Source organism: Vicinamibacterales bacterium, assembly GCA_035699745.1.
Taxonomy (GTDB): domain Bacteria; phylum Acidobacteriota; class Vicinamibacteria; order Vicinamibacterales; family 2-12-FULL-66-21; genus JAICSD01.
Genome location: DASSPH010000032.1, coordinates 159,267 through 176,809, shown reverse-complemented (window position 1 = coordinate 176,809; position 17,543 = coordinate 159,267). Strand labels below are relative to the sequence as shown.

Annotated in this window: 16 protein-coding genes; 7 read left to right on the top strand and 9 right to left on the bottom strand. The window is 70.1% G+C overall.

Going from position 1 to position 17,543, the window contains the following annotated elements:
- The first annotated feature begins 1 nt into the window (after window position 1).
- Both VFK57_06485 and VFK57_06480 read left to right on the top strand, forming a co-directional pair.
- Window positions 2-1,300, top strand: a complete 1,299-nt coding sequence (locus tag VFK57_06485) for a glycosyltransferase (protein ID HET7695338.1) — start codon at window positions 2-4, stop codon at window positions 1,298-1,300.
- Entirely contained in the window at window positions 1,297-2,790 is a 1,494-nt protein-coding gene (locus tag VFK57_06480; GenBank protein ID HET7695337.1) for an O-antigen ligase family protein, read from the top strand. The genes VFK57_06485 and VFK57_06480 overlap by 4 nt, the downstream gene beginning before the upstream one ends.
- A 28-nt stretch (window positions 2,791-2,818) precedes the next feature.
- Here VFK57_06480 and VFK57_06475 read toward each other — a convergent pair whose 3' ends face one another.
- Window positions 2,819-4,417: a hypothetical protein gene (locus tag VFK57_06475; protein ID HET7695336.1), complete on the bottom strand. Its 1,599-nt coding sequence runs from the start codon at window positions 4,415-4,417 to the stop codon at window positions 2,819-2,821.
- Window positions 4,418-4,802: 385 nt separating this feature from the next.
- Between VFK57_06475 and VFK57_06470 the strand changes: the two genes are divergently transcribed.
- Genes VFK57_06470 through VFK57_06450 form a run of 5 tightly spaced genes read left to right on the top strand, consistent with a single transcriptional unit; the run spans window position 4,803 to window position 9,502 of the window.
- Window positions 4,803-5,747: a polysaccharide deacetylase family protein gene (locus VFK57_06470; protein ID HET7695335.1), complete on the top strand. Its 945-nt coding sequence runs from the start codon at window positions 4,803-4,805 to the stop codon at window positions 5,745-5,747.
- A 3-nt stretch (window positions 5,748-5,750) separates the two neighbouring features.
- The gene (locus tag VFK57_06465) at window positions 5,751-6,731 is read left to right on the top strand and encodes an SDR family NAD(P)-dependent oxidoreductase (GenBank protein ID HET7695334.1); all 981 of its coding nucleotides are present in this window, start codon (window positions 5,751-5,753) and stop codon (window positions 6,729-6,731) included.
- A gap of 10 nt (window positions 6,732-6,741) precedes the next feature.
- On the top strand, window positions 6,742-7,482 hold the full coding sequence (locus tag VFK57_06460; protein HET7695333.1) for a sugar phosphate nucleotidyltransferase: 741 nt from the start codon (window positions 6,742-6,744) through the stop codon (window positions 7,480-7,482).
- Window positions 7,479-8,384 carry an NAD-dependent epimerase/dehydratase family protein gene (locus VFK57_06455; GenBank protein ID HET7695332.1) on the top strand — a complete coding sequence of 302 codons (906 nt, stop codon included), beginning with the start codon at window positions 7,479-7,481 and terminating at the stop codon, window positions 8,382-8,384. The genes VFK57_06460 and VFK57_06455 overlap by 4 nt, the downstream gene beginning before the upstream one ends.
- Window positions 8,381-9,502 (top strand): glycosyltransferase family 4 protein, encoded by a 1,122-nt coding sequence (locus VFK57_06450; GenBank protein HET7695331.1) that lies wholly within the window; start codon window positions 8,381-8,383, stop codon window positions 9,500-9,502. The genes VFK57_06455 and VFK57_06450 overlap by 4 nt, the downstream gene beginning before the upstream one ends.
- Here VFK57_06450 and VFK57_06445 read toward each other — a convergent pair.
- The 8 genes from VFK57_06445 to VFK57_06410 form a co-directional block, all read right to left on the bottom strand.
- Entirely contained in the window at window positions 9,492-10,658 is a 1,167-nt protein-coding gene (locus tag VFK57_06445) for a glycosyltransferase family 4 protein (GenBank protein HET7695330.1), read from the bottom strand. The two genes, VFK57_06450 and VFK57_06445, sit on opposite strands and share 11 nt — an antisense overlap.
- A gap of 5 nt (window positions 10,659-10,663) precedes the next feature.
- On the bottom strand, window positions 10,664-11,098 hold the full coding sequence (locus VFK57_06440; GenBank protein HET7695329.1) for a hypothetical protein: 435 nt from the start codon (window positions 11,096-11,098) through the stop codon (window positions 10,664-10,666).
- A complete protein-coding gene (locus tag VFK57_06435) occupies window positions 11,095-12,489 on the bottom strand; it encodes a PQQ-dependent sugar dehydrogenase (GenBank protein ID HET7695328.1) in 1,395 nt (464 codons plus the stop codon). Before VFK57_06435 ends, VFK57_06440 begins: the two co-directional genes overlap by 4 nt.
- Window positions 12,486-13,343: an alpha/beta hydrolase gene (locus tag VFK57_06430; GenBank protein HET7695327.1), complete on the bottom strand. Its 858-nt coding sequence runs from the start codon at window positions 13,341-13,343 to the stop codon at window positions 12,486-12,488. The genes VFK57_06435 and VFK57_06430 overlap by 4 nt, the downstream gene beginning before the upstream one ends.
- On the bottom strand, window positions 13,340-14,248 hold the full coding sequence (locus tag VFK57_06425) for an alpha/beta fold hydrolase (GenBank protein ID HET7695326.1): 909 nt from the start codon (window positions 14,246-14,248) through the stop codon (window positions 13,340-13,342). The genes VFK57_06430 and VFK57_06425 overlap by 4 nt, the downstream gene beginning before the upstream one ends.
- A gap of 23 nt (window positions 14,249-14,271) precedes the next feature.
- A complete protein-coding gene (locus VFK57_06420) occupies window positions 14,272-15,426 on the bottom strand; it encodes a hypothetical protein (protein HET7695325.1) in 1,155 nt (384 codons plus the stop codon).
- Window positions 15,427-15,639: 213 nt separating this feature from the next.
- Window positions 15,640-16,440 (bottom strand): ABC transporter permease, encoded by an 801-nt coding sequence (locus tag VFK57_06415; protein ID HET7695324.1) that lies wholly within the window; start codon window positions 16,438-16,440, stop codon window positions 15,640-15,642.
- A complete protein-coding gene (locus VFK57_06410) occupies window positions 16,433-17,536 on the bottom strand; it encodes an ABC transporter ATP-binding protein (protein HET7695323.1) in 1,104 nt (367 codons plus the stop codon). The genes VFK57_06415 and VFK57_06410 overlap by 8 nt, the downstream gene beginning before the upstream one ends.
- Between the last annotated feature and the right edge of the window lie 7 nt (window positions 17,537-17,543).

Sequence of the window (17,543 nt, the reverse complement as noted above, 5' to 3'; positions counted from 1 at the left end):
GATGCCGGCGCGCGCTCGCGGCCTCCGCGGCTGGGTGGCCGCCGCGGTCGTCGGCGCGTGGTACGCCGGCACGATCCTCCTGACCCGCCTGTGGCCGCGGAGGCGCCGCCCGCGGCCGCCGTCCGGCTGCGCGGTCGTCGTCGGCACGTTTCACAACCTCGGGTGGTACCTGTCGCACATGGCGCCGCTGTCGCGCGCCGGACTGCGGGAGATCGTGGTCGTCAGCGACGGCGAACTGCCCGCGCTGCCCGGCGTGCGGCACGAGCCGCCGCCCGCGTGGCTGGCCACGGCGGTCGGACGAACCCTCGCCAAGTTCGTGTGGACCGTGACCATCGGCCGCCGCACCCGCGCGGATGTGTTCATCGGGTTCCATGTGATTCCGAACGGAACGATTGCGCTCGCCGCGGCGCGCCTCACGGGCGGCCGGTCGTGTTATCAGATGACCGGCGGCCCCATCGAACTGATCGGCGGCGGCTATCAGGCGACGGAGAACCAGGTGCTCGGCCGCCTGCGCGCACCGTCGCGGATGCTCGAGCGTCTGGCGCTGGCCGTCACGGGCGCGTTCGATCTCGTCGTCGTCCGCGGCACGTCCGCGCGGCGATTCGTCAGCGATCGGACGTCGGCCCATGACGTGGCCGTGATTCCCGGCAGCGTCGACCTCGCGCGCATCGCCGCGCCGCCGGCGCACCGCCGGTACGACCTGATCTTCGTCGGCCGGCTCGCGCCCACCAAACAGCCGCTGCAGTTCCTCGACATCGCCGCGGCGGTGCGCCGCATCCTGCCTGCGGTCCGCGCCTGTATCGTCGGCGGCGGTCCGATGATGGATGCAGTCGAGGCGCGAATCGCGGAGCTCGGCCTTCAGTCCTGCGTGGAGGTGACGGGAACCGTCCCCAACGCCCTGCCGTCTCTCCTGAGCGCGCGGGTCTTCATACTGACATCGCGCAGTGAAGGCTTGTCGATTGCCATGGCGGAGGCGATGATCTGCGGTGCGGTCCCGGTCGTCGCCGACGTGGGCGACCTTGGTGACCTCGTCACCGAAGGCGAGACCGGGTTCCTCATCGAGCCAGGCAACATCGCAATGTACGCGGAGCGTGCCGCGGCGATCCTGCAGGACCCCGGGCGCTGGACCCGGATGTCGGAGGCCGCAGCCCGCCGCGCCCGCGAGTACAACGGCCTGGAGCACGTGTCGCAGCTGTGGCGCGCGCGCCTCGGGGCGCTTGGCGCTGCTGAGACGCCGCCGGCCGCCGCGCTGGCCGCGTCCGACCCTCCCCTCGCCGCGAAAGAGCAGGACGGCCGATGATCCGCTACACGGCCCTCTGGCTCTTCGTGTTCGGCCTGATCTGGTACGCGTGGAAGCGCGACTGGGTTCGATCGCTGTGCGCGCTGGTCGCGATGCTGGCGGTACTCGAGCGGCCGGACATGCCGAAGGAGATCTTCGGGATCAACGGCCTCAACCCGTTCAACCTCGGCTTCCTCGGCATCTGCGGCGGGTGGCTGGCGGCGCGGCGGCGCGAAACCAACACGTGGGACGTGCCGCCGATCATGACGGCGCTGCTGGTGCTCTACCTGCTCGTCACGACGGTGTCGACGGCGCGGCTGCTGCTCGACCCGTCGTACCTGGTCATCTACCAGCGTCCCGATTTCCTCGTGTCGTCGATGCGCGAGTTGATCACCGACTACGGCGTCAACACCTTCAAGTGGCTGCTGCCGGCCCTGCTGCTCATCCAGGGCTGCCGCGGCGAGGAACGCTCGCGCTGGGTGGTCATGGGCGTGCTGGCGATGTATGCGGTGCTCGCGATTCTGGTGATCAAGCAGATGCCGCTCGGGTATCTGCTCGACGGCGAGGCGCTGCAGCAGCGCGCCGCCAACATCCTGCAGCGGCGCGTCGGATACCACCGCGTCGATCTCGCGACCATGTTCTCGGGCGCGGCGTGGGCGATGCTCGCGGCGCGGCCGCTGTTCAGCGACAGACGCATCCAGCTCGGGCTGGCCGGCCTGTTCGGCATCACCACGATCGCCCTGGCGCTCACCGGCGGTCGCACCGGCTACGCCACGTGGTGCGTCGTCGGGCTCGCGATGTCGATGCTGAAGTGGCGCAAGTACCTGCTGCTGGCGCCGGTGGCGCTGGCCGTCGTGCTGGTGGCGGCGCCGGGGATCTCACAGCGGATGCTGCAGGGGATTCAGGGCAGCAATACGGACAAGCACCTGATCACGTCGGGACGCAACGTGATCTGGCCGTTCGTGATCGACAAGATCCGCGAACGGCCGATCGCCGGCTTCGGGCGCCAGGCGTGGGTGCGCACGAACCTGCGCCTGCAGGCGGCGCTCAACACCGGCGAGAACTTCGGCCATCCGCACAACGCGTACCTGGAGTTCGCGCTCGACAACGGGTTGATCGGGATTTCCGTGCTGCTGCCGTTGCTGCTGTACGTGTTGTGGACCGCCCAGCGCCTCTTCCGCGATCCGGATCCGCTCCGCTCCGCTGCCGGCGGGCTGGCGTTCGCCATGACCTTCAGCTACGCCATCGCCGCCTTCGGCGCGCAGACGTTCTATCCGCGCGAAGGGACGGTCGGGATGTGGTGTTTCATCGCGCTGGCGATCAGAGTGGCGCGCGACACGTCGCGTGCGACGGCCAGCGCAGCCGTTCCGGCGAAGGCGAGCATGGGCAGCTTCCGCCCGTCGGCGCGTCCAGGCTGGCGGCAGCCGTCAACGGGCGCCGCCGGACAGGTGCCGCGGCCGCGCCCCGCCGGGCTCCGGCCGGGAGCCCGCGTGCGGCAGTGGCCGCGCTGAACCGGCGCGAGCCGCACCCGGGTTGGCGTCAGCGGATGATACGAACGTTGGCGGGGGCCGCGGGCGGGTTGACGCCGTCCCCTTCGAGCGCGCCGACGTCCCATCGGCCGTCGGGACCCGGCCGCGACCGGCCGAGCGCGTCGTAGGCGATGCTCACACCGTAGGTCTGCTGATACGCAGAGTAGAGGGCCGAGGGCGCCGCATTACCGATCAGCGGGCTGCCGGGCCGCGGACGGAAATCCGCCGCGCCGACGTTGAGGAAGGACGGGTCCCCTTCGACACAGCCGGAGCAGCCGCGCGCCGCCGCGAACGAGGCGATCCCCGTATACATCACGCCCGCCCACGAGATGCGCGCCGGAGAGGCGAAGACGGAGTTGGCGACCGTCGATCCGTTGGTCGCGTTACCCGTCACTTTCATGTCGTCCGCCGTCCTGGCATAGACGACGTTGTTGATGTAGACGATCTTGTTGCCCACGTCGCCGCCGGATCGCTCCACCGCACGCGCCACGTCATAGAACGTGTTGTGCTCGATGTGGACGTCGTGCGCGCCGAAGGTCAGGACGCCGGCATTCTGGATGTTGCGGATGACGTTGCCGACCAGAATCGCGTACCACTGTGTGCGCACGCCGACGGTGCTGTCGGAAATCTCGTTGAACAGGATGAAGATCCGGTTGTTGACGCCGGTGCGGGCGTTGTCGTCGTTGACGACGATCGCGGTGCCGTCGGAGCCCGAGTACGCGTAGGTCGTCGGCCGGAAGCCCCAGCAGCGGTTCTGGGAAACGACGACGTCCTGCGCGGTCTTGATGTCGACCGCGTTCTCCCCTTCGCCGTGCATGCGGTTGCGCGCGATGTAAATCAGCCGCGCGAGCGTGCCGGTGCCCGAGTTGATCTGCACCGAGTCGCCGCCGTTGCTGTACATCTCGTTGTCCATGATCCACGCGCGCTCGGCGCCGGTGCCGACCAGCACGCCGTGGATGTCGTTCTCCACCGGATAGTTCGGGTCGCCGTTGTTGTGAATCAGGTTGCGCAGCACGACGATGTCGGTGTGCGCGCCGAGGTAGACGGCGCTGCCGCCGGGTGCCGGGGTCATGCCGCGGATCTCGTTGTCGCGGACCGACTGATGATGGCCGACCGGCGCGACCTGCAGATTCTCGATGATGAATCCTTCGAGGACGACGTAGGAGCCGATCAGCGCGATGTTGCGGTTGTTGACGGTGCCGACGATGCGGGGCTTGCCGACGCCGCGATAGAAAATCGGCGCCGTCACCGTGCCGTTGCCGCCGACCGAGATGTTGACGCTGGTCGAATACGGACCGCCGTGCACTTCGACCACCGACCCCGCGGCGATTGCCGTTGGAATGGTCTTGCGGGGGACGCCGGGCGTGCCGTACTGCACCGAATCAGTGGACGCCGCGGCCGTGTTGTCCACGTAGTAGAAACCGGGCGTTTCGCGCGTCCAGCTCGACGGCACTGCCGGGGCCGTCTCGCGGACGCCAAAGGCCGGCGCCGGCACGCCGAGCGGCGCGGTCCAGAACTCGGCCGATTGCGCAGACACCCACGCGGGAATCAGTACCAGAACCGCCGCTGCTGCCGCGCTGAGCGCCGCACGAATCGTTCTACGGGACATTCCGCCTCCTGCCTCAGGCGCCGCGAACGATTGCGCCTGAGCTCACCACCCTGTTGCTTCCTGCTGACCTGCAGCCTTGTGCAAGGGAAACGCCACATGCGGGTTTCCCTATGAAATGGGCAAAAACGCCCCGGAAATCAGCCTCAGCCGCTGGGTCGGCGGTTCTCATCAGGACGCAAGTCGCGCAATTTCTACATTTTGCGGCAACTGAAGGATGAAAGATCTGCCTAGCTCGGCCGCTGAATCGGGGGCTGGTCAATCACGAGATTGACACGAGAAACGCAGCATTGCGGCCGGGCTTGGCGGCATTACAGATTTTTCCAGCGCATCCTCGTAAGATAGGCGAGCACCCCAAGGAACGCGGCGATTGGTTCATTTGAAAAGAGTGCTCAAGGCGACGCTCGCCCGATCTCCGTTCTGGGAACTGAGCGCCGCCGTCAGAGCAGCGGGCTGTGCCGTGCTGACGTATCACCGGGTCGGCACCAACCCGCACGGTTTCAAGCACGTCCCGGAAGACACATTCCGCCGCCAGATGCTCTGGCTCAGCCGTCATTGCCGGCCGGTCGCTCCTCACGACTTCCGCGAGGCGTGCGTGGATGGAAATCGCCGCCGCCCTCCGGTCTTGATCACGTTCGACGACGGCTACCGGGACTACCGCAGGGTCGCGTACCCGATCCTGCGGGAGCTGCGCATTCCCGCCATCAACTTCGTCGCCACGCAGTTCGTCGAGGATGGCGAGGCGCGGTTCTGGTGGGACCAGGTGGACCTCGCGGTGTGGGCGTCGACGCGCCCCGCCATCGAGCTGTTCTGGCGCGACGGGGAGCGGGTGACGCTGGACCACGCCGGCCGCGAACGGGTCCGCATGGACGTCCGCCGCTATGTCTGGAGCCGCCCCGACAGCGAAAAGCCGGCGACACTGGCGAGGCTGCTCGACGCGCTCGACGTGCGCCCGGCCGCCATCGCCATCGAGCGCCAGGTGATGACCTGGGAAGAGATCCGCGACGTCGGCGAGCTGACCACGATCGGCGGCCACACGCACACCCACCCGCTGATGTCCCGGGTGGACGGCGACCGGCTGCGGGAGGAAGTCGCCGCGTGCCGGGAGCGGATCGCACGGCACATCGGCGCGCCGGCGACGTTCGCCTACCCGGCAGGGGCGACGTCGGATGCCGCCAAGCGAGCCGTGCGCGACGGCGGCTTCGACCTGGCCTTCTGCACTGCGCCCGGCCTCAACGATCGCCGCACCGACTGGCTCGCGGTGCGGCGGTTCAACGCGCCGCGGGACGTCGATCGTCTCGCGTACCTTCTCTCGGGCCTCGCCTATCATTGAACAATGGCTGAGCGTGTTCTCGTCACCGGCGCCGCCGGTTTCATCGGAAGTCACCTGGTCGAGCGTCTGGTGCGCGAGGGCTACGCCGTGCGCGCCTACGTCCACTACAACGCGCTGAGCCACTGGGGGCATCTCGAGAAGCTGCCGCCCGACGTCCTGGGGCACGTCGAGATCATGCCGGGCGATCTCGCCGACAGCTTCATGGTGGATCACGCGGTCAGCGGCTGCGCCCTGGTCTTCCACCTCGGCGCGCTGATCGGCATTCCGTACTCCTACACGGCGCCGGCCGCCTACGTCGCGACCAACGTGACCGGCACGCTCAACGTGCTCCAGGCCTGCCGGCGCCACGGCGTGCGCCGGCTGCTGCACACGTCGACGAGCGAGGTCTACGGCACCGCGCAGTACGTGCCGATCGACGAACGGCATCCGCTCGTCGGCCAGTCGCCGTATTCGGCGTCGAAGATCGCCGCCGACAAGCTCGCCGAGAGCTTCTTCCTGAGCTTCTCCACGCCGGTCGTCACCGTGCGGCCGTTCAACACCTACGGTCCGCGGCAGAGCGCGCGCGCGGTGATTCCGACGATCATCTCGCAGGCGCTGAAAGGACCCGACGTTCAACTCGGGTCGACCGAGACGGTCCGCGACTTCACCTACGTGGAAGACACCGCCGCCGGGTTCCTCGCCGCGGCGCGCGCCGCGGACGTGGAAGGGGAGGTGCTCAACCTGGGCACCGGCGAGGCGGTCACGGTCGGCGAGCTGGTGCAGCGCATCGGCAAGATCGTCGGACGCACGCTCGCCGTGCGGCAGGACCCGGTGCGGATCCGCCCCGCGGCGAGCGAGGTCGGCCGGCTGATCAGCGACAACCGCCGCGCGCGCACGCTGCTCGGCTGGGCGCCGCAGGTCGGCCTGGACGCGGGACTCGCGCGAACCGTGGACGCGATCGCCGCGTCGCTCGGCGAGTACAAGACCAACGTCTACGGCGCCTGACGCGGGGCATATGAACGCACCCGATCCCGAAAACGTCACCGTCGCGCTGCTCACCGGCGGGCGCGGCACGCGGCTCGCGCCGCTCACCACCGTCTTTCCGAAACCGCTCGTGCCGCTCGGCGACAAGCCGGTGCTCGAGATCCTGCTGCGGCAGCTCGCGCGGCATTCCTTCCGCAACGTCATCCTGGCGACCGGCTACCTGTCCGAGCTGCTGATGGCGGTGGTCGGCGACGGCAGCAAGTACGGCGTCGCCGTCTCTTACCAGCACGAAGACACGCCCCTCGGCACCGCCGGCCCGCTCGCGCTGCTGCGCGATCGGCTGAGCGATCCGTTCCTCGTCATGAACGGCGACCTGCTGACGACCCTGAGCTTCACGTCGCTGCTGGCGCACCACGTGCGCGAGAAGAACGACGCGACCGTCGCGGTGTTCCCGCGCGAGGTCAAGGTCGACTTCGGCTTGATCGAGAGCGACGCCGAGGGCCGGTTCACCGGCTACCGCGAGAAGCCGGTCTACCGGTTCGAGGTGAGCATGGGCGTCTACGCGATGAGCCGCTCGGTGCTGCAGTACGTGCCCGACGGCGAGCGGCTGGACATGCCCGACCTGATCGCGCGCGTCCACGCCGGCGGCGGCCGCGTCGGCTGCTACCGCGAGAACTGCTACTGGCTCGACATCGGACGGATGGACGACTACGCCACCGCGCAGGATCAGTTCCAGCGCAACGCCGCGATGTTCCTCGGTCCCGACACATGAACGAATCCGTGTGGATCACCGGCGTATCCGGGTTCACGGGACGGCACCTCACGGCGTTTCTCCATCGGCTCCCCTCGCGTCCGCGCCTCATCGGCCTCGATCTCCGTGCCGCGTCCGTGCCGCATCTCGACGCGCTGCACGGCATCGACATCGGCGACGCCGCCGCGATCGGCGAGCTGGCGCGCGCCGAGCCGCCGACGCGGGTGATTCATCTCGCCGGGCTGATGCCGCCGGCGGCCGACGCCGACATGTGGCGTGCGAACGTGGGCGGCACCGGGTCGCTGCTGCATGGGCTCCACGCCGCGCGCGTCCCGATCCGCCGCATCGTCAGCATCGGATCGGCCGCCGAGTACTCGAGGGACGCGGCCAGTCCGCTGACCGAGGACGCGCCGTGTGCCGGCGCGTCCGCTTATGGCGTCACGAAGGTGGCGCAGACGCTCCTCGCCCGCCATCTCGGCGCCCAGTTCGGCTTCGCGGTGGACGTCGCGCGTCCGTTCAATCTCCTGGGACCGGGCCTGCCCTCCCATCTGGTTGCCGGATCGCTGGTGCGGCAGTTCGTCGAGGCGGATTCCGGCGCGGTGCGCGTCGGCAACACGCATACGGCGCGCGATTTCGTCGACGTGCGCGACGCCGTCCGGGCCTACTGGCTGCTGGCGTCGCGGGACGGCGCCGGCGGCGTCTTCAACGTCTGCTCGGGCGCGCCGACGACAATCGGGCGGTTGGTGCAGACGCTGCAGCGCCTCTCCGGACGCGAGATCCGCATCGAAACCGATCCAGCGCGGGTCCGCCGCGACGACCAGGCGGAAGTCTACGGCTCGGCTGCGCGGCTCAGCGCCGCGACGGGCTGGGCGCCCCAGATTCCGCTCGAGCGATCGCTCGGCGACATGCTGGAGCCGGCTTGACGCCGCTCCGCATCTGCATCGTCGGACTGAAGTGCTACGACCTGCTGGCGGAACGGGCGCGGCCGCGGTACGTCGGGGGGGCGGAGCGGCAGCAGGTGCTGCTCGCGCGCGGACTCGCCGCGCGGGGCCATCAGGTCACGCTGGTGACGCTGGATCACGGGCAGGCGGACGGGACGTCGCACGCCGGCGTGACGGTGCGCCCGGCCTACGCGGCCGCGGTCGGCGTGCCGGTGCTGCGCTTCTTCCATCCGCGCTGGACCGGGCTGGTGCGCGCGATGCGCCGCGCGGATCCCGGGATCGTGTATCAAATGGGCGGAGACGCCGAGACCGGGCAGGTGGCGCTCTGGTGCCGCGCGTCCGGCCGATCGTTCGTGTTCGCTCTGGCGTCCGACGCCGACGTCGACCCGGCGCTGCCGCTGCTGCGCACGCGGCGGCAGCGGGTGCTCTACCGCGCCGGGCTCCGGCGCGCGCGCGCCGTGGTGGCGCAAACCGAGGCGCAGCGCAGCCAGCTGCGCGCCGCGTTCGCGGTCGAGTCGACGGTGATCCGGAACACCTCGCCGGATCCGGGCTTCGCCGAGGACGGGTACCGGCAGCGTGCGGGGAATGAGCATCCCCGGCTGTTGTGGGTCGGACGGTTCGTTCCGGTGAAACGGCTCGAGGTGCTGCTCGATCTCGCCGCCGCCGAGCCGGGCTGGGACTTTCACGTGATCGGATCCGCCCCCGGCAGCGATTACGGGCGCAGCCTCGAAGCGCGGGCGGCGGCGCTGCCCAACGTGACGCTCCACGGCGGCATCAGCGACGCCAGCCTCGACGAGCAGTATCGCCGCGCCAGCGTGCTGCTCTCCACCTCGAGCGTCGAAGGGGTGCCGACGACGTTTCTCGAGGCGTGGGCGCGCGGCCTGCCGGTGGTCTCGACGCTCGATCCCGACAACGTGATCGCGTCGTGCGGCCTGGGAGCCGTCGCGGCGCCGGACGGACTCGCCGCGGCAGTGCGCGCGGTGATGTCGCAGGACCCCGCCGCGCTGTCGCGGCGCATCCGCGCCCACTATCTCGCGACGCACACGGTCGACGCGTACGTCGCCCGGCACGAGCAGCTGTTCCTGTCGCTCAGACGGTAGCGCGGGCGCCCGCGCCCAGCCGCTGGTACAACGCGACGGTCGCCGCCGCGACCGCGTCCGCGTGCCAGCGCTCCCGCGCGCTCCGGCGCGCCGCTGCGCTCATCGCCGATCGCAGCGAGGCGTCGCGCAGCAGCCGTCCCAGGCGATCGGCGATCATCTCCGGCTGCGCCGGATCGATCAGGAAGCCCGTGCGCCCTTCCTCCACCATGTCAGGGATGCCGCAGGCGTCCGTGGCGACCACGGGTACGCCCGCCGCCAGCGCTTCGGCGATCACCATCGGCGCGTTCTCCTGGAGCGACGGCAGCACCAGGGCGCACGCCCGGCTCAACTCCTCGCGGATGCCTTCGCGCGGGACGCTGCCGAGCAGCCGCACGTGGGGCGCGAGCTGGTGGGTGCGGATGTACTCGTCGATTCGCGCGGCGTACGCCGGGTCGGACGCGGCGCCCGCGGCGTGCAGCTCGATCGGCTGGCCGGCGCGCGTCAGCAGGCGGACGGCTTCGAGCGCGGCGAGCAGGTTCTTGCGCGGGTTGAGCCATCCGGCGAACAGGACGCGCCCCGCGACCTCGCGGCGCGCCACGGTGAAGAACTCGCTGCTGATCGCGTTGGGAATCTCCGCGATCTCGGCGCGCGAGACCCGGCGCAGCATCCGCGTGACGTAGGGGGCGATCGACACGAGATGCCGGTGCGGGCCGATGCCCGCCTGCTCCGCCAGCCGCCACAACGGCGCGCGCAGGCGCCAGGCGCGCCGCCGCTCGGTGCGCAGATTCAAGCTGTCGAACCCGTGCACCGTGAACACCACCGGCACCGTGTAGCCGCGCGCGCCGAACCCGTAGGTCTCCTGAAAATGGACGACGTCGGGATGCAGCGCGCGGATGTACGAGTCGATCGCGCGGCGGCCCGGACCGACGAAGACATCCGCGAGCATCGGCCACGTGCTGCGCGGCAGGCGGTGCACGGTGACGCCGTCGTGGACGGAGACCCGCGGCCGCTCGACGCCGCGCTCGAGGGTCACCACGTGGACGTCGACGTCGCCGCGCGCGGCGAGGCCGGAGACGAGGCCGACCGTCGCCGACTCGACACCGCCCCTGGGCCGGCCGGGCTGCTCGGGGAACCGACTGCAGATTGCGACGCGAATGGGCCGGGCGCCGCCGCTCACCGGCGCTATCGCTTCTCGACCAGCACGGGGGCCGACCATCGGCTGATCAGATTCTTGGGCCCGTCCTTGGCGACGGCGATCAGCCGCAGCTGGTGGACGCCGTGAGGAATCGGCGGCAGCTTGCCGCTGCACACGAATGGACCGCCGGCCGCGCCCCGGGCCTCGCAGCGTACGTCCTCGACGTCGCGCGGCCACTGGCCGATGACCGCCATGTAGCGGAATCCCTGCACCTCGGCGAGCGATTTGCCCGCCTGGTCCCACTCCACCCGCTCCTGGCCATCCAGGCGCGCCGGCTCGGGACCCGAGCGCCTGGGCGATTCGCTCTGCGCGAGCGCCGGGCTCCTGCGGCAGGCGCCGAGCGTGATCCCGCCGGCGAACAGACCGGCGAGGATTGCCGCGGCGGCGCACCGCCGGCCGCCGTCCCGGAACCCGAAGCTCACTGGCCTCCTTCGCGCGGATGAAGACGGAGGATGACGCCCCCCGCATCCGTATCGGCTCCGGAAGCAGCCGGCTGCACGCGGCCGGCAGCGGCCACGAACACGCTGCCGTATTCGTCCACGGTCATCGCACTCACCCGTCCGGCGTCGCCGAGCGAAATCTCGATCGACGCCCTGGCGGGCGTGCTCACATCGATCGCCTGCAGCGTCGCGCCGGCGGTGCCGACGAGCATGCGCCCGGCGAACGCGGCGATCGCCGTCCCGCCGTACCACGTCATCGCAACGGGACGCTCGGCCGCTGCCCACGCGTGCACCGGGTCCCCCTCGCGCCGCGCGGCCTCTGGACGAAGCCTCGTCAGCACGCGCGGGCCGTCCGGCGCGGTCATGGCGTAGACGTCGCCGCTGTCGGACGCCAGGTCCAGAGCGGTCACGTGCGGAACCACGGCGATGACGCCGTCCCTCGACGTGCTGCTCTCCGGCGTGCCGCCGCCGGCGTCGAGGCGATACACCCGATCGGCTGCCGCGATGGTCAGCGCGCCGTCGCGCGCGACGCGAACGATCGCCGCGCCTCCCGGCAGCGCCGAACCGATGGTGACGAGCGTCGCCAGCTCGCCGATGCGCCCGCCCACTTCACGGCCAGTGACGAGACGGTACGCGATCCCTTCCGGCACGGGCGCGCTGTAGACGAAGTACAGGCGGCGGCTCTTCTCGAAATCCGGCGCCACCGCGATCGAGAGGAGCGCAAGCGGCGCCGTGTCGCGCACCGCCTCCGGCAGCACGAGCGCGGGATCCCCCAGCGCGCCGCGGCGCAGGATGCGAATGATGCCCCGGCGCTGGGCGACGAAGACGCCGCCGCCGGGCGCGGCAGCGAGATCCGTCACGTCGCGGACGCCGCGGGCGACGACGTCGATCGACGGACGCGCGTCGTCCGCCGCGGCGGGGGCGTCCGCCGGCGCCGGTTGCGCGGCGGCGCTCGGCGTCACGGTGGACGCGCCGGCCGCGAGCATGTTCACGATGATGGCCGGCGAGCGAGCACCTTCGATGAAGCCGGCGGTCGTCTGGCGCACTGCCGCGAGCTGCAGCAGATGCCGTCCCGGACTCATGGGCGGCAGCGATGCGGAGCACGAGGCGGTGCTGCCGCCGCCGGTGCACGAGGTATTGCCGAGCATGGCGCGCGCGCCGTCGATGAACGCGACGAAGGCGAAGGTGCCGACGTCGGCGCCGGAAAGGCTCTGTTCCCACGCCAGCCGCTCGCTGCCGTTGAGCGTGACTTCGCCGGGAGACGGCGCCGGCGGCGGCGGCGGCGGTGGCTCGTCGGGATTCTGTGACTGCGGCCGCGACCCACACCCCGCAACCAATGCGAGGAGGAGCACGACGGCGGCGGCGGGTTTCACACGAGGACCCTGTCGAACATTGCCGGCAGCCCCTGCACGCCGGCCGCGGCGTAGGCCGCTGTATGCACTGTAGCCGGATCGGCCCAGTCCGCACCAGTGGCCAGCGACGCGTAGCTGTTGGCGCCGTAGCGCTCGACCAGGCGCTCGCGCCATCGGGGTTCGACCGGCGAGTCCGGCGCGGGCATCAGCGTGACGACGTGCGCCGTCGCCGGGAGCGGCCCCGCGGCAATGTCCACGGCGCGGATCTGCGCCTCGAGATCGCGCCCGAGCCGCATGCCGAGGACGCAGTTCTCCTTCCGCTCCGCGTCGGCCGGAGCGCGCCGCGACGGGTCCGTCAGCCACTCCTGCTCGAGCTGGCGCAGCCGATCGAAGTAGGCGCTGCCCGACACGACCGGCTCCCACATCGTCAGGATGTCGACATCGGTGCGGGTGAGGCAGGCGAGCCACGCCAGCGCCGCGCCGAAGCGCAGCCCGACAATCGACACGCGCGGCGTGCCGGACCGCCGCTTCAGCTCCTCGATCGCGGACGCGATATCCGCCTGCCAGCGGGCGATCGTCGCCGTCGACGAGTCGCCGTGCGAATCGCCCGTGCCGTAGTAGTCGAAGCGCAGCACGGAGAACCCGACGCGGGACAGGGCCACGGCGATGTTGCGGAACGCGCGATGGACCCGGAAGTACTCGTGGCCGATCGGCAGGCAGAGCAGGATCGCGCCGGGCCGCGGCCGCACGCGCGCCGCCGGGTGAAAGACGCCGAAGAGGGATCCATCCGGACCGAAATACAGGGGCTCGGATTGAACGGGACGAGAGGGTCGCGAAGACATCGTCGAGGGCGTGAACGGGGCGACGGGACTCATCGCCGCACCCATTGTTCCACGCCGGTCTGGAACTGTCGACGGCTCACCGCCATGGTGAGGCTGTGATCGCCGCGCGGCAGCATCAGCGTCTGCACGTTGCCGCCGCGGCCCAGGTGGCGCCCGAGAATCGCTTTCAGGTACTCGAGGCCGAGATCGTCCTCCGAGCAGGCGAGCAGCAGGCGCGTGCCGCGCGCCTGAAGACTGGCGAACTGTCCCGCGAGGCCGTCGGCAACCTGTGCGACCGACTCGTTGCGCGTGACCAGCGATTCGGCCCGCCGCTTCATGATCCCGGCCAGCAGCCGGTACTGGCTCTTGCCGGTGAGCGCCTTGCGCCAGCTCTGGAGACTGAACAGCTTCTGCCGCCAGTACTTCCGCGCCTTGGCCCTGCTGACCACGTAGTCGTTCCACTCGGCCGAGGAGACGAACCCCTGCGGGTTGATCAGCACCGCGCCGCAGACGCGCTGGTCGGCGACCGCGGTGTTGAACGCGACCACCGCCCCGGAGCACAGCCCGCCGGTGATGAACTCCGACACGCCGTAGTCCGCGGTGATGGCGGTCATCACCGACTGCGCTTCCATCACCGCGGCGCGCTCGAACGGGGTGTTGTCGCGCCGCGACTCGCTGTCGCCCAGTCCCGACAGATCGAGGCGCACGACGACGAACCCGCGCGCGGCGAGCCCGCGCGCGATTTCGACGTGCATGCGGTTGGGACCGACGCGGTGCACCACGCCGGCGTTCATGAGCACGACCGCGGCGCGCGGTGTCACCCCCGCCGGCGGCTCGGTCACGATGCCGACGAGGGTGTTGTCGTCGCCGAATCGCCGGGCGCGTTCGGTGACCTCGGCGTCCGCCGCCGCACCCTGTTGGCGGCTGTCGGCGATGGCCGTCGCGGAGGCGTGCTTCATACGAGGCGTTCCCTGGATGCAGCTTACGGCGTGCCGCCGGGCGTGGTGTTGATCACCGCGTAGTCGGCGCAGATCACGCCGCCGGTGCTCGTGCTCAGCGTCGACAGCGCGACCACGCGGCCGACGGGCGCGAGCGAGATCGGGATCGACGTCGACACGGCCGGCGCGATCGGCGGCAGCGCCGCGGACCACAGCAGATACGGCACGTTGTTGACGTACAGGTACTTGTTCCACGTCGTCGCGGTCGGCGCGCCGATCGTGAAATTCATCGTCAGCGTGTTGTTGGCGTACGCCAGCGAGACCGACTGGGTGCACGCGGGCAGCGCGGCCGGATTGGGCGTCGCCAGGAAGCCGCAGCCCCGGGCACACTCGGGCGACTGATAGCTGCCGACGACCTGGCCGCTGTCGTTGATCGCCCGCGCCAGCGAGGCGGTCGCGCCGGCGAACGGCACGGTGAACGACCGGAACGAAGCGAGGCTGGTGACGACGTAGCTCGACTTGAGCGTGCCCTGCTGGCTCCAGCCGGTGATCACGTGGCTGTTGTTGATGCCGCCGGCGTAGGTCTGGAGCGCGCCCGGGTAGTTCAGCGAATTGAAGATGCCGTTGAAATACCAGTAGCCGCGAAGGCGGTTGAGCGCATCCACCCAGGTGCCGGTGATCACGCCGTAATCGTTGATGCCGAAGGTGTAGGTCTTCGGGGCGCCGGGGAAATCGAGGCTGGTGTAGGTGCCGCCGTCCTTCACGAAACCGTGATCGGGCGTGCCGTAGCCGGCGTTGTAGATGCCGACCACCTGCCCGAGATTGTTGATGCCCCGCCCGTCCGTTTCGTTGAGCGGATAGTCGAACTCGGTGAAGACGCCGTTCTGATAGATGAACCCGTGATACGGACCCAGCGGGTTCGTCAGCGAGTATCCGCCGGTGAGCTGCCCGGCGGCGTTGATGCCGAACACGTAGGTGTAGAGCGCACCGGGATAGTCGATCGTCGTATAGGCGCCGGCGCTGTAGACGAACCCGTGAACGAAGCCCTTCGCGTCCGCATAGGTGCCCGCGACCGCTCCCGAATTGTTGACGCCCGTGGCCTCCGTATACGTGGAGCCCGGCACGTTGACCTTCACGAACGTGTAGCTGTTCGACTGCCCCGCGGCGGGCGCCGCGCCCGCGAGCACGACGGCTACCACGAGGCAAACCTGAGCCCGGACGGCTCGCATTGAACGCTTGATCACATCTCCTCCGTCTGCAGCGCTATTGGATGACGGCCGGTCGCCCCGCACCGGCGACAAAAGTCGCCGATCCGCTGGACTTCCAGCCACAATTCAGCCTTCTTCCGACCACGTGCCGAGCTGGTCCGCAATCGCCATGCCCGGCGACGCGTACCGCGGACTCCAAAACTGTCAGTACTGGGCGAGCGTCCCGGCGTAACGCGCATGCCTGAACGCCCAGGCAAAGAGCACCATCGACACCACGAACAGCACCAGCGTGAAGGCGGCGAGGACCACCACGTCCCCCATCACCGCCGGCAGGGGCACACCGTCGATGAACAGCCGCCGGATCGAGCGGAGGCCGTAGGTGAGCGGCACCACCGCCGACAGGGCCGCCAGCCATGACGGAATGACGTTGGTGGGGTAGTACACCCCGCCCAGCAGCATGGAGCCGGCAACAATCGCGGTGGGCAGCGGCCCGGTGGTGCGGAACGCCAGGACGCAGGCTGCCGCGACGATGCCCAGGGGCACGTACGCGAGCACGGTCAGCACCAGCACCAGTGCGGTCGGCAGCGCCTTGCTCCACACGATGTGCGCGCCGAGCGCCCACGCGCCGATGAGCAGCAGCACGGTGCGGATCAGCGTCCAGGTGAAGGCCTGCCCGAGCATCCCGGTCAACAGCGACGGCAGCGAGATCGGCGTCGCCAGGACCGCTTCGAGCGATCCGTTGCCGATGTCGGTGGTGAACGAGGTGTGCAGCGCGCTCGTCGCGGTGTTGACGAACGCCATGGTGACGAGACCGACCACCAGGAAGGCGAAGTACTCCTGCCCCTCGCCGCTGATCTTTCCCGCCATCATCGGCTGCATCGCGCGGCTGATGAAATAGATCGGCACGATCGACACGACCAGTCCCAGGGTCGAGAAGATCAACTGCAGCCGGTAGCTCAGCACGATCAGCCACCGGGCCCGAATCAACGCCATCGCCTCACGCATTGCTCTGCTCCTGGGCGCGGCTGCTCTGCTGCACGCGCTCGATCAACTCGGCGAGCGACACCTGCATCGGCTCGAACCGCGCGACCTCGACATGCCGCGACACCAGCGACGCCAGCACGCGCGCCGCCGCCGACGGACCTCCCGGCAGCCGCATCTCCATCACCGTCCAGCCGTCGTCTTCCACCGAGGTCTGCCGCACGTCGAGCACCTGCCCCGACGCCGCCAGCTCGTCGAGCGCGGCGCGGCCGGTCGCGCGCACCCACACGCGATAGCGCTCGTCGGTGAACGCCTCGGCCAGGCGCGAGGCGCGGCCGGTCGTGAGCAGCCGTCCGCGGTCGAGAATCGCCACCCGGTCGCACACGTTGAACGCCTCTTCGGCGTTGTGCGTGGCGAGGACGACGGTGCAGCCCTGCCCGCGGCAGACATCGTCCTTCAGGACGGTGCGCAGCGCGCGCGCCGAGAGCGGATCGAGCCCGCGCGTCGGTTCGTCGAGCAGCAGCACGCGCGGACGGGCGAGCAACGCGCGGGCAATCAGCAGCCGCTGCTTCATCCCGGACGAGAACTGCCCGGTCGTCTTGGTGCCGGTATTCGCCAGGCCGACGACGTCGAGCACGTGCTCGATTCGGCTCTTCATCTCGGCCTTGGGCACGCCGTAGAGCACCGCATAAAGGCGCAGGTTCTCCCAGGCGTCGAGACGCCAACGCAAGCTGCGCTCGTCGGCCACGACGGGGACGAGCTGGCGGCGCACCTCGCGCACCTGGCGCACGCAGTCGAAGCCGTTCACCAGGGCGCGGCCGCTGTCGGGAATGATCAGCGTCGCGAGAATCTTGAACAACGTCGTCTTGCCGGCGCCGTTGGGGCCGAGCAGGCCGAAGAATTCGCCGCGCTCGATGGTGAAGCTCACGTCGGTGAGCGCCTGGGCGTAGTTGTGGGTGAACGGCGACTTCAGGATCTGCGCCCACGTGCGCCGCAGTGCGAACCGCTTGTTCAACCCCTCGAGCGATACCGCGACGGACGCGGCCGTCTCGCGGGCGGCGGCGACTGGCGGAGCGAGCGCGACCACGCTCGAGACGGAATCCTCAGTTGTAGCAATCATGTGTGTG